The sequence below is a fragment of the Telluria sp. AZSoR62 genome (assembly GCF_058111565.1).
Map to the genome: position 1 here is coordinate 73,888 of NZ_JBYTST010000007.1, position 12,201 is coordinate 86,088.

Here is a 12,201-nt window from a genome sequence, read left to right on the forward strand (position 1 = left end):
GCCGTCATTTCGCCACCGCCGTCTCGGCCGTGCGCAGCTTCTCGATCGAACTCTACGCTGCCCATGGCGGCTGGGCGCCGGCAGTGCGCGGCTGAGTTCAAACAGGATTGGCATCGCGCTGCAACAGCCGGTTCGACCGGCATGGCCGTCTGTACTGACACGGGCCGGCGCTGGCATTTATTCTTCTAGCGCCCGCCTTCTCCCTTACCCGTAGCGCAGGTGACTGAGCTAGAATGCAATTCGCATTTTCTAGCAAGAAAGCTATTTCCTTTCACTCGGTCCCCTACCTACGATGCGTACACCTGCACTCACACTCTTCGCGGCACACCTCCTGCTGGCCGCGCTGCCGGCGACGGCGTCCACGCCGATCACCCTCGACCAGGCCATGGCCCACCCCGACTGGATCGGCACCCCGGCGGAAACCGCCTGGTGGAGCTGGGACAGCAAGCAGGTGTTCTACAAGCAGAAGCGTACCGGCTCGCCGATCCGCGACACCTGGCAAGTCACCCAGGGCGGCAAGCCGAAACTGGTGGCGGACACCGAGCTGTCGAAACTCGACGGCGACGTGGTCGTGCATAACCGCGACAACACCCGCGCCCTGATGCTGCGTAACGGCGACCTGTTCGAGCGCGACCTGAAGAACGGCGCGCTGGTGCAGATCACCCGCGGCGCCAGCCGCCTCGAAGCGCCGCAGTACTCGCACGACGAGCGCAGCGTGCATTACCGCATCGGCACCGACTGGTATGCCTTCGAGCGCGCCAGCCGCGTGGTCGGCCCGGTCGCGCTGCCGCGCGCCGCCAAGGACCCCGCAGTCAACGAAGACGACCCGCTGCGCGACCAGCAGCTGCGCCTGATCGCCCACCTCAAGCGCCAGAAGGACGAGCGCGACGCCCTGCGCGAGCGCATGAACGAACAGCGCCGCCTCGACCCGTCGATGCCGCCGGCGCCTGTGTATTTCGGCGACAAGGTCACCATCGAAGGCTCGGTGCTCTCGCCCGACGGCCGCTGGCTGATCGTGGTCACCGCCCCGAAGAACGGCGACAAGGGACGCGTCGGCAAGATGCCGCGCTACGTGACCGAGTCGGGCTACGAGGAATTCGACGACCAGCGCACCCGTGTCGGCCGCAACATGCCGGCGCCGCATGCACTCAAGCTGGTCGACCTGCGCACCAACAAGGTGCAGGACCTGTCGCTCGACGTGCTGCCCGGGATTACGGTCGACCCGCTGGCCGAGCTGCGCGCCGCCGCCAAGAAAGACCCGCTCAAGGGCAACCGTCCGGTGCGCGTGATCGACGGCGCCGACGCCATCGAATGGAGCGCCAACGGCGCCAACGTCGCCGTCATGCTGCGCTCGGTCGACAACAAGGACCGCTGGATCGCGACCGTCGACCTGGCCGGCGCCCGGCTCAAGCCCCTGCACCGCTTGACCGAGCAGGCCTGGGTCAACTACGACAACAACGAATTCGGCTGGATGCCGGACAACCGCACGCTGTGGTACCTGTCGGAGCAAAGCGGCTATTCGCACCTGTACACCCAGGAAGCGAATGGCGGTGCCGCGCGCGCCCTCACCTCGGGCAAATGGGAAGCCTCGGACGTGCGCTGGTCGCATGACGGCAGCGTCGCCTATGTGATGTGCAACCGCGCCACCCCGGGCGACTACGAAGTCTGCGCCGTCAACGCGAAAGACGGCGCGATCCGCGAAGTGACGAGCCTCGATGGCGTGGAGCGCTTCCGCCTGTCGCCGGACGAGCGCAAGCTGCTGGTGCATTATTCGAGCAGCTACACCCCGGTGCAGCTGGCCACCGTGGCGGTGGGCGGCGGCGCGGCCGCCAGACTGACCGATACCCGCAGCGCGGAATTCAAGGCGCGCCAGTGGATCGAGCCGGAATACGTGGCAGTGCCCTCGAGCGACGGCGGCGACCCGGTCTGGGCCAAGCTGTACCGCCCGGCCCAGATGGACCCGAGCAAGAAGTATCCGGTCGTGATGTTCGTGCATGGCGCCGGCTACCTGCAGAACGTCAGCCGCCGCTACCCGAACTACTTCCGCGAGCAGATGTTCCACAACCTGCTGGTCCAGAAGGGCTACATCGTGCTCGACATGGACTACCGCGCCTCGAAAGGCTACGGCAGCAAGTGGCGCACCGCGATCTACCGCCAGATGGGCCATCCGGAACTGGTCGACTACCTCGACGGCGTCAAGTACATGGTGAGCAAGCACCAGGGCGATCCGAAGAACGTCGGCATCTATGGCGGCAGCTATGGCGGCTTCATGGCCTTCATGGGCCTGATGCGCGCACCGGAGACCTTTAAGGCCGGCGCCGCGCTGCGCCCGGTGACCGACTGGGTGACCTACAACCACGAGTACACCGCCAACATCCTGAACACGCCGGACATCGACCCGCAGGCCTACAAGATCTCGTCGCCGATCGAATACGCCGACAAGCTGCAGGGCCACCTGCTGATCGCGCACGGCATGGTCGACGACAACGTGTTCTACCAGGACTCGGTGCGCATGGCCCAGCGCCTGATCGAACTGAAGAAGGACAACTGGGAACTGGCGAGCTACCCGCTCGAGCGCCACTCGTATGTGCAGCCGGAAGCCTGGTACGACCAGTACCGCCGCATCTACCAGCTGTTCGAGCGCACGCTCAAGCAGTAAGCAGTCTCCAAAGGCGCCTCCAGGCGCCTTTTTCCATGGCGGCTACCGGAACGCGCCCGCGCGGCGAAGGGGGTAACATGGGCGCCCCGGTTCTTGCCTTACTTGTGGAGTCCCATGTTCCTGCCCCGACAACCCCGCCTTTCGCTGTTCCTTTCCACCGCCCTGCTCTGCGCCGCCTTCGAGGCCGCCGCGCAGGCGCCGGCGGGCCTGCCGGCCGGCGGCGGGCTCGATGCGCGCAAGGTCGTCGAGAAACGCTACGGCGCGGGCCCGGGCCCGGGCCCGGCGCCTTCGGCGACGGCGCCCGCGCCCATGCCCCGGATCGAGGGCAGCGTGGCGACGGTCATGGTAGACAACGTGGATGGCGGCGTGGCGGGGGAACTCGTCCCAGTCACCTTCGGCCAGGTATTCGCCCCCGGCGTGTTGCCGCGAGGGGCGACCCTCCATGGCAAGACCACGGCGGACGCCAGCACCGCCTTGCAAGCCGATATCAAGGCGAGCCATCCCGACGGGTCGGTGCGGCATGCAGTGATTTCGGCGATTGTGCCGCGCCCCGCCGCGAGGAAGCCGTTCGCACTGGCGCTGGTGGCGGCCACGCCTTCGCGCCTGTCCGTAGTGGGCACCGCACTCGCCCCGGCGTCGCCGGATGCGCGCCGCTTGAGCAGTGGGGCCACGGTCAGCGCCGTCATCGGCGGCAAGCGCTACACCGCTTCGCTGGAACGCCTGCTGGGCGACGCCCGCCCCGCCACCTGGCTGGCAGGGCCCGTGGTCAACGAATGGCATGTCGCCGGTCCGCTGCGCACCGCTTCGGGCGAAGAGCATCCGCACCTGAGCGCGCGCTTCGCGCTACGGGCGTACACGGGCACGCAGCGGGCGCGGATCGACGTCACGGTCGAGAACAACTGGGCCTTCGAGCAGGCCCCGCGCAACTTCACCTACGACGCCGAGATCACCCTGAACGGAACGCCCGCCTATGCCCGGCCGGCGCTGGTCCACTATCACCATGCGCGCTGGCGCAAGGTGTTCTGGGTCGGGGGCGATCCGGGCGTGGACGTGCGCGCGAACATGCAGGACCTGGTCGCCAGCCGCGCGGTGCCGAATTACGATCCGACCGTGGTGATCGCTGAGCGGACGCTGGCGGAGATGCAGGCTGGCTGGCAGGGAGCGCGCATTGAACCGATGGGCACGGGCCTGGCGACACCTTACATGCCCACCACCGGCGGACGCGCCGATATCGGCCTGCTTCCCGGCTGGGCCGCCGCGTATGTCGTGAGCGGCGATATCCGCGCCAAGCGAACGACATTGGGTACGGGTGACCTGGCTGGAAGCTATTCGGCGCACTATCGCGACAAGCGCACCGGGCGCCCGCTCAACCTGCTCGACTATCCTTACGTGACGATCGTCGGCCGGCCGGGCGATACGCTCAATCCCGCTACCGGGAAACATGAGAATTTCCCGGCCTGTGCCGCCGACAATGCCTGCAGCACGCCGAACGAGCACGATACGGCGCACCAGCCTTCGCTGGCCTACCTTCCCTATCTCCTCACGGGCGATCATTACTATCTGGAAGAGCTGCAGTTCTGGGCGATGTACAACGTGTTCTCGTCCAATCCAGGCTACCGCGACAACAGGAAAGGATTGCTCAAGTCCGAGCAGGTGCGAGGTCAGGCCTGGAGCCTGCGCACGCTCGCGCAGGCGGCCTACATCACGCCGGACGGCGACGCGCTCAAGCAGGCTTTCCTGCGCATCCTCGACAGCAACCTGGACTGGTACAACGCGACTTACCCAGGAAACCCGCAAGCAAACAAGCTCGGCGTCATCGTCAACGGCTACGCGCTCGAGTATGCGAACAACACCGGCCTGGCCCCATGGCAGGATGATTTCTTCACCGCGGCGGTTGGACATACCGCTGAGCTGGGATTTACCAAGGCAAAGCAGCTGCTGGCCTGGAAAGCTGCCTTCCCGGTCGCGCGCATGGTTGGCCCAGGTGCCTGCTGGGTCGACGGCGCCATCTATGCGCTGAAGGTGCGCGATGCGGCAAACGCTCCCTTCTATGGCAGCTTCGCACAAGCCTACCGTGCCAGCCATACGCCCGAGGTCCAGGCCATGCAATGCGGCGGCGCGGACATGGCGTCTGCCCTCAAGGTCAAGAGCGGCGAAATGACCGGGTTTTCCGATGCGGTGGTCGGGCTGCCGTCGAACATGCAGCCGGCGCTGGCCTACGCCGCCCCGCTGGGCGACGCCGGCCGCAAGGCCTGGGAGCGCTTCATGGCGCGCAGCGTCAAGCCCGACTACGGCCTGGGGCCGCAGTTCGCGATCGTGCCGCGCTAAGCGGTCAAGCCGCGAGGAAGTCCAGCAGGGTGAGCGCCACCACCTTGGTGGCGCGGCGCAGGTCTTCCAGCTGCAGGTGCTCGTCCGCCTTCTTGGCGTTCGATTCGGGCACCGTGCGCGGGCCGGCGCCGTAGAGCACCGCCGGGATGCCGCGCTCGCCGTACAGGCGCGCGTCCGCATACAGCGGCGTGCCCTGGGCGGGGATGTCTTCGCCCAGGATGGCGCGGCCGTGGCGCTGCAGGCTGGCTACCAGCTGGTCCGATCCGGGCAGCGGGCGCAGCGCATGCGACAGCAGCAGGCGCCTGATCTCGAGCCGGATGCCGGGCATGCCGGCCACCGCGTCCTCGACCAGCTTGCGCACCTGGGCCTCGACCGCGACCGGGTCTTCTTCGGGAATCATGCGGCGGTCCATCTTCATGACCACCTTGCCCGGCACCACATTGGTGTTGGTGCCGCCATCGATGCGGCCGACCAGCATGGTAGGCGAATCGATGCCCGGGACCTGCGACCTGGTTTTCTTCAGTTCCGGCAGCTGGCCGTAGATCGCGTTCAGGATGCGGGTGGCGGCCTGGAGCGCGTCGACCGCGGTCTCCGGCATGGCGCCATGCCCGGCCTTGCCGTGCACGGTGAGTTCCAGCTGCAGGCAGGCGTTGTGGGCGGTGACGATCTGGTAGCTGAAGCCTGCCGCGATGACATAATCTGGCTTGGTGAGGCCCTGCTCGAGCAGCCAGCCGGGGCCCAGCAGGCCGCCGAATTCCTCGTCATAGGTAAAGTGCAGTTCGATCCCGCCCTTGAGCGGCAAGCCGAGCGCTTCGAGCGCGCGCACCGCGAACACATAGGTGGCGAAGTCGCCTTTCGAGACCGCCGTGGCGCGCCCATAGATGGCCCCATCATGGATCTCGCCGCCGTAGGGTGGCCGGGTCCAGCCTTCGCCGGGCGGCACCACGTCGCCGTGGGCATTGAGCGCCAGCGTCGGGCCGCCTTCGGCATACGGACGGCGCACGATCAGGTTGGTGATGCTCTCCATGCCGTAGTCGCGCACGTCCTGGTCGGGCACGGCGTGCTGCTCGGCCGTCCAGCCGTATCGGGCCAGCATGCCTGCCACCGCTTCGGCATGCGGTGCGTTATTCCCCGGCGGCGTGTCGGTCGGAATGCGCACGACCTGCTGCAGGAAGCCGACTTCTTCGTCGAAGTGGTCGTCGATCCAGGCGAGCAAACGCTCCTGTACTTGTTTGTCCATCAGTTCTTCCCCGTTTTTGCGCCGGCCTCGAACCAGGCGCCGACCTGCGCCCGTTCGGCATCGGTCATGTTGGTCAGGTTCGCCAGCGGCATGGCTTTCAGTTGCACCGTCTGCTGGTAGATGCGCAGCGCGTTCTGGCTCACCAGTTCCGGCGTGTGCAGCATGACGCCGCCCGGCGCCGTCGCAAAGCCCGGCTGGGTCGGCTGCTGCGCGTGGCAGGACACGCAGCGCTGGCCGATGATGGTGCGCACCCGGGCGAAGCGCGCAGCGTCATCGAGGCCGGCTCCCGCCTTGGCCTGCACCGGCGCCTTCGGGGCGATCGCCACCGCCAGCCCCAGCAGCAGCGCCACCCCGGCCAGCGGATACCTCCACTCGACCCGGCCCTTGTGGCGCAGGTTGAAGAAGTGGCGGATCAGGACGCCCGCGGCCATGATCACGCCCAGCACCGCCCAGGCATGCTCGTGGCGGTAGGTCATCGCATAGTGGTTGCTGATCATGATGAACAGTACCGGCAGCGTGAAGTAGTTATTGTGGACGCTGCGCTGCTTGGCCTTGATGCCGTGGATCGGGTCGGGCTTCTGGCCCGAGGTCATGGCGTCCACCATCTTGCGCTGGCCCGGGATGATCAGCATCGCCACATTCGCCACCATCATGGTGCCGATCATCGCGCCCACGTGCAGGTAGGCCGCGCGCCCGCTGAGCAACTGGCCCAGCACATAGCTGCTGGCCACCAGGAAGGCAAAGATCACCAGGCCGAAGGCCAGGTCGTGCTTGCCCAGCGGCGAGCGGCACAGCAGGTCGTAGACGATCCAGCCGATCACCAGGCTGCCGAGACCAATGCCCACCGCCTGCATGCTCGAGAGGTCAGCCACGCTGCGGTCGACCATCATCGCCTGCGCATTCAGGTAATACACGATGATAAGCAGCGCGAAGCCCGAGATCCAGGTGGAATAGGCTTCCCACTTGAACCAGTGGAGTTCCTTCGGCAGTTCGGCGGGCGCCACCAGGTATTTCTGCGGGTTGTAGAAGCCGCCGCCGTGCACCGCCCACAATTCGCCGGCCACGCCTTTCTTTGCCAGGTCGGAGCCCGGCGCGGGCGGCCGGATCGTGTTGTCGAGCCAGACGAAATAAAAGGAGGCGCCGATCCAGGCGATGCCCGTGATGATGTGCAGCCAGCGCAGCAGCATGTTGAACCATTCGAGCACATAAGGCCCGAGATATCCGAAAACGTCCATGAAGCTTCCTGGTTGGCGGTATCCCTCGACAATAAAGGATTTCTTTTTCTGCAACATGAAACTTAGCGTATATTCGACATACACGGATTGATATACCCGAACCCCTTATCGCAGAGAGCGTTTCGATGTCCAGCCTGCCCCAGCACCTCGACCTGCACCTGATCCGCATCCTCTACCTGCTGCTGGTGGAGAAAAACGTCTCGCGCGTGGCCCTCAAGCTGAACCAGCCGCAGCCCTCGATCTCGGCCTCGCTGCGTAAACTCCGCGAACTCACGGGCGACCCGCTGCTGGTGCGCGGCGCGCGCGGCATGGTGCCGACGCAGCACGGCGAGAGCCTGCTCAAGCCGGCCAAGCGCATCCTCGACGAAACCGAGAGCCTGTTCGTGCGCAAGTCGCCCTTCGTGCCGGAAGAAGCCACCCGCACCTTCCACATCGCCGCGCCCGACTACCTCGACACCCAGTTCCTGCCGAACGTGGTGGCGGCGCTGCGGCGCGGCTCGCCGGGCAGCAAGGTGGTCTTCCACAGCCTGGGGCCGGGCGTGGACTACCTGCGCATGCTCTCCGACGGCGACATGGACCTGGTGATCGCCAACTGGGACGAGCCGCCGGCCCACCTGCACATCTCGAAGCTGTTCGAAGACCCGATCATCTGCACCATGCGCGCCGACAGCCCGTATGCGCGCCGCACCGCGGTCGATGCCATGACGGTCGAGGACTACCTCAGCCTGCCGCACGTGGCGCCCTCGCAGATGCTGCCGGGCTACCATGGCGTGATCGACGCCCACCTTGACCGCATGGGCCTGCAGCGCACGGTGGCGGTCGAGTCGCCGTATTTCGGCGTGATCCCCTACATGCTGACGCAGAGCGACCTGGTCCTGACGACCGGGCGCCAGTTCATCCGCTTCTACGAGCGCATCCTGCCGCTCAAGAGCTTCACCGTGCCGATCAAGTTCCCGCCGATGCGCTTCTACCAATTGTGGCACCAGCGCGTGCACCAGTCGACCGAGCACAAGTGGCTGCGCGACCAGGTGAGTGCGGCGGCGCGCGCCCTGGTCACGAAGTAAGCGCAATACTGTTTATGCGGCGGCGCGTATAAGCTGGAAGGCTTGCAGGATTTATCATCCCGGGATTGAAGAGGCAGACCATGACCACCTTGCTAGAGCTGAACAACTGCGAGCGCGGCGCCTTCGTGGCCGCCCTGCGCGGCATCTACGAACACTCGCCCTGGATCGCCGAGGGTGCAGCCGTGCTGCGTCCGTTTGCCAGCCTGGCCGCCCTGAAGCAGGGCTTGCAGGCCGTGGTGACGCTGGCCCCGACAGACCAGCAGCTGGCCCTGCTGCGCGCCCACCCCGAACTGGCCGGCAAGGCGGCGATCGCCGGCGAGCTCACCGCTGAATCCACGGGCGAACAGGCTGCATCGGGCCTGAACCGCTGCAGCGCCGAGGAATACGCCCTGCTGCACGAGCTGAACGCCGCCTACAAGGACAAGTTCGGCTTTCCCTTCATCCTGGCGGTGAAGGGCCCGACGGGGAAAGGCTTGACCCGCAGCGCCATCATCGACACCTTCGCACGGCGCCTCAAGAACCAGCCGGCCGACGAGCTGGCCGAATGCCTGCGCCAGGTGCACCGCATCGCCGAGATCCGCCTCAACGAGCTGCTGGACGTGCAGTTTGCGTTTGGCGCGCAGGTGATGGAATGGGCCGAGCAGTTGGCGGCCATCAGCGACAGCGTCGACAAGCTGACCTGCGCCTACATGACGCCGGCGCACCAGCGCACCGCCAGCCAGCTGCGCGACTGGATGGTGGAAGCCGGCATGGACGCTAATGTCGACGCCATCGGCAATGTGGTCGGGCGCTACGCGGCCGCGCAGCCCGATGCGAAGACGCTCATCACCGGCTCGCACTACGACACCGTACGCAATGGCGGCAAGTACGACGGCCGGCTCGGCATCCTGCTGCCGATCGCCCTGGTTCGCCACCTGAAAGCACGCGGCGAGCGCCTGCCCTTCCACCTGGAAGTCATCGGCTTCGCCGAAGAAGAAGGCGTGCGCTTTCGCAGCACTTTCCTCGGCAGCAGCGCCATTACCGGGCGCTTCAACCCGATCCTGCTGGAGCAGCAGGACAGCGAGGGCGTGGGCATGCGCGAGGCCCTGGTGCAGGCCGGCCACGATCCGGCAGCGATACCCGGCATCGCGCGCGACCCGGCGACGCTGCTGGGCTTCGTCGAAGTCCATATCGAACAGGGACCGGTACTGCTCGAGCGCGGCCTGCCGGTGGGCGTGGTAACGGCGATCGCGGGCAGCTCGCGCTACCTGGTGGAGCTGGGTGGCGTGGCCAGCCATGCCGGCACCACGCCGATGGGCATGCGGCGCGATGCGGCCGCTGCCGCCGCCGAGATCGTGCTGCTGGTGGAAAGCCGCTGCAGCGGGCGCGGCTCGCTCGTGGGCACCGTCGGCCAGCTCGAAGTGCCATCCGGCTCGGTCAACGTGATTCCGGGCCAGTGCCGGCTGTCGCTCGACATCCGCGCAGCAAGCGACGCGGTGCGCCTGGAAGCGGTGGACGAGATCCTGGCCGGCATCAGCGCGATTTGCGCGCGTCGCGGCATCGACGAAAAACTGTGGAAGCTGGTGGAAGCCGACGCCGCGCCGTGCGCGCCGCGCCTAATGGACCTGCTGGGCCATGCCATCGAAGGCTGCGGCCTGCCGCGCTACGACCTGCTGTCCGGCGCCGGGCACGACGCCATGGAGATGGCGGCCATCACCGATGTGGCGATGCTGTTCACGCGCTGCGGCAATGGAGGCATCAGCCACAACCCGCTCGAAACCATGACGGCGGACGATGCGGAGATTGCGGGCGAGGTGCTACTCGGCTTGCTCCGTCGTCTCGACCACAAGCCGGTTTGAGGCCTGCTTCGGGTCGGAAGGATCGATGATGACCTTCTGCCTTGGCGTGAGCCGCAGCAAGCCCAGGATGGCGAGCGCGAACAAGGCGCTGAGCACGGCCGTGGCTTCGCGCCCCATGCCGGCCGCGATACCGACGGCGGCGGTGAGCCAGACACTGGCCGCCGTGGTGACGCCCTTGATGTCGTTGTGGCTGGAGTGCTTCAGGATGGCCCCGGCGCCGATGAAGCCGATGCCGGCGGTGACGCCCTGCAGCACGCGCGAGATGTCGCCGATACTCATGCCGGCCTGCAGCGGAATCAGCACGAACAGCGCCGAGCCCAGCGAGACCAGCATGTGGGTGCGCAGGCCCGCGGAGGCTCCTACTGTCTCGCGCTCATAGCCCAGCAGGCCGCCCAATAGCACCGCGACCAGCAGCCGCAACACGACGCGGGTGATGGATTCCACATCGCCCAGGTCCGAAAATTCCAGCAAAATCGTCTGCCAACTGCGTTCCAGCCACACCGTGTCATCCTCCCAAGTCATGACACGATGATGACATCTTCACAGCAATAATGTCGCCACGTTCGGCCGCGGCCGCTACTCCCTGGTCCGGTCCACGATGCCGGCGCGCTCCAGCATCGCATGCAGCAGCACGTTGCAGCCCGCCTCCAGGTGGGCCGGCTGGGCGTCTTCGATCTCGTTGTGGCTGATGCCGTCTTTACAGGGCACGAAGATCATGCCCGAGGGCGCTACGCGCGCGGCGTAGATGGCGTCGTGGCCGGCGCCGGAGACCACGTCCATCGTCGAATAGCCCAGTTTTTCGGTCGCGGCGCGCACCGCCCCCACGCAGTCCGGATGGAAGGGGCAAGGCGGATAGTAGGACACGCGCTCGAGATCGATCCCCAGGCCGCTCTGCTCGCGCGTCTTTGCCACGAAGGCCAGCATCTCTTCGTGCATGGTGTTGAGCAACTCGTCGTTCACATTGCGCAGGTCGATGCTGAACTTGACCCGGCCCGGAATCACGTTGCGGCTGTTCGGGAAAACCTCCACCATGCCGACCGTGCCGCGGCCATAGGGCTGGTAGCGCTGCGCGATCTGCACGACTTCCTGCATGATGCCGGTCGCTACCTGCAGTGCGTCGCGGCGCAGGCCCATCGGGGTCGGGCCGGCGTGCGCTTCCATGCCGGTCACCACGCAGTCATACCACGACAGGCCCATCACGGCCGGGACCACCCCGATCACCTTGTCGGCGTCTTCCAGCACCGGGCCTTGCTCGATATGGGTTTCGAAATAGGCGCCGATCGGGTGCTGCCCAGGTACCTCGTCGCCGAGATAGCCGATGCGTTCCAATTCCTCGCGCACGCTTTTTCCTTCGGTGTCTTTCGCCGCATACGCGGTCTCCAGGCTGAAAGCGCCGCAAAACACGCCCGAGCCCATCATCACCGGCACGAAGCGCGAGCCTTCCTCGTTGGTCCAGAAGGCGACCTCGATCGGCGCCTCGGTCTGGATGCCCCCGTCGTTCAGGGTGCGCACCACTTCCAGCCCGGCCAGCACGCCGTAGTTGCCGTCGAACTTGCCGCCGGTCGGCTGGGTGTCGACATGGCTGCCGGTGACGATCGGGGGCAAGGCCGGGTTACGCCCTGCGCGCCGCATGAAGACGTTGCCGATCCGGTCGACCGTGATCGCCAGCCCTGCTTCGCGCGCCCACTTCACCACCAGGTCGCGTCCCTGGCGATCCAGGTCCGTCAAGGCCAGGCGCTTGACGCCGCCCTTCTCGGTGGCGCCGATCGCGGCCAGGTCCATCAGGGACTTCCACAGGCGGTCCCCATTGATACGCAGTTCGTTCATTGTTTTCCCC

8 protein-coding genes are annotated in these 12,201 nt (G+C 66.6%); 4 read left to right on the plus strand and 4 right to left on the minus strand.

Translation table 11 applies throughout. The annotated features are described in order from the left end of the window. The first annotated feature begins 292 nt into the window (after positions 1-292). Together AC3XQU_RS12560 and AC3XQU_RS12565 are read left to right on the plus strand one after the other, a co-directional pair. Positions 293-2,659 (plus strand): S9 family peptidase, encoded by a 2,367-nt coding sequence (locus AC3XQU_RS12560; protein ID WP_489874489.1) that lies wholly within the window; start codon positions 293-295, stop codon positions 2,657-2,659. A 114-nt stretch (positions 2,660-2,773) separates the two neighbouring features. After that, positions 2,774-4,987, plus strand: coding sequence for a hypothetical protein (locus tag AC3XQU_RS12565; RefSeq protein WP_489874490.1), 2,214 nt, complete (start codon positions 2,774-2,776; stop codon positions 4,985-4,987). Between the two features lie 4 nt (positions 4,988-4,991). Here the strand turns inward: AC3XQU_RS12565 and AC3XQU_RS12570 are convergent, their stop codons facing one another. Both AC3XQU_RS12570 and AC3XQU_RS12575 read right to left on the minus strand, forming a co-directional pair. Continuing rightward, on the minus strand, positions 4,992-6,227 hold the full coding sequence (locus AC3XQU_RS12570) for a M20/M25/M40 family metallo-hydrolase (protein WP_489874491.1): 1,236 nt from the start codon (positions 6,225-6,227) through the stop codon (positions 4,992-4,994). After that, on the minus strand, positions 6,227-7,462 hold the full coding sequence (locus AC3XQU_RS12575; RefSeq protein ID WP_489874492.1) for a urate hydroxylase PuuD: 1,236 nt from the start codon (positions 7,460-7,462) through the stop codon (positions 6,227-6,229). The genes AC3XQU_RS12570 and AC3XQU_RS12575 overlap by 1 nt, the downstream gene beginning before the upstream one ends. 125 nt (positions 7,463-7,587) lie before the next feature. Here AC3XQU_RS12575 and AC3XQU_RS12580 point away from each other — a divergent pair, with 125 nt between their 5' ends. Beyond that, entirely contained in the window at positions 7,588-8,526 is a 939-nt protein-coding gene (locus tag AC3XQU_RS12580; protein WP_489874493.1) for a LysR substrate-binding domain-containing protein, read from the plus strand. Between the two features lie 80 nt (positions 8,527-8,606). Then, positions 8,607-10,364 carry an allantoate amidohydrolase gene (locus tag AC3XQU_RS12585; RefSeq protein WP_489874494.1) on the plus strand — a complete coding sequence of 586 codons (1,758 nt, stop codon included), beginning with the start codon at positions 8,607-8,609 and terminating at the stop codon, positions 10,362-10,364. Here AC3XQU_RS12585 and AC3XQU_RS12590 read toward each other — a convergent pair. Both AC3XQU_RS12590 and AC3XQU_RS12595 read right to left on the minus strand, forming a co-directional pair. Beyond that, positions 10,323-10,886 (minus strand): MgtC/SapB family protein, encoded by a 564-nt coding sequence (locus AC3XQU_RS12590; RefSeq protein WP_489874495.1) that lies wholly within the window; start codon positions 10,884-10,886, stop codon positions 10,323-10,325. The genes AC3XQU_RS12585 and AC3XQU_RS12590 overlap by 42 nt on opposite strands. A gap of 54 nt (positions 10,887-10,940) precedes the next feature. Next, the gene (locus AC3XQU_RS12595; protein WP_489874496.1) at positions 10,941-12,191 is read right to left on the minus strand and encodes a Zn-dependent hydrolase; all 1,251 of its coding nucleotides are present in this window, start codon (positions 12,189-12,191) and stop codon (positions 10,941-10,943) included. Positions 12,192-12,201 lie beyond the last annotated feature (10 nt).

What these genes read in the sequence shown, in the direction of transcription:
- AC3XQU_RS12580 (WP_489874493.1), top strand. Translation starts at nt 7,588, where the DNA reads ATGTCCAGCCTGCCCCAGCACCTCGACCTGCACCTGATCCGCATCCTC.
- AC3XQU_RS12585 (WP_489874494.1), top strand. Translation starts at nt 8,607, where the DNA reads ATGACCACCTTGCTAGAGCTGAACAACTGCGAGCGCGGCGCCTTCGTG.
- AC3XQU_RS12590 (WP_489874495.1), bottom strand. Translation starts at nt 10,886, where the DNA reads ATGACTTGGGAGGATGACACGGTGTGGCTGGAACGCAGTTGGCAGACG.
- AC3XQU_RS12565 (WP_489874490.1), top strand. Translation starts at nt 2,774, where the DNA reads ATGTTCCTGCCCCGACAACCCCGCCTTTCGCTGTTCCTTTCCACCGCC.
- AC3XQU_RS12595 (WP_489874496.1), bottom strand. Translation starts at nt 12,191, where the DNA reads ATGAACGAACTGCGTATCAATGGGGACCGCCTGTGGAAGTCCCTGATG.
- AC3XQU_RS12570 (WP_489874491.1), bottom strand. Translation starts at nt 6,227, where the DNA reads ATGGACAAACAAGTACAGGAGCGTTTGCTCGCCTGGATCGACGACCAC.
- AC3XQU_RS12560 (WP_489874489.1), top strand. Translation starts at nt 293, where the DNA reads ATGCGTACACCTGCACTCACACTCTTCGCGGCACACCTCCTGCTGGCC.
- AC3XQU_RS12575 (WP_489874492.1), bottom strand. Translation starts at nt 7,462, where the DNA reads ATGGACGTTTTCGGATATCTCGGGCCTTATGTGCTCGAATGGTTCAAC.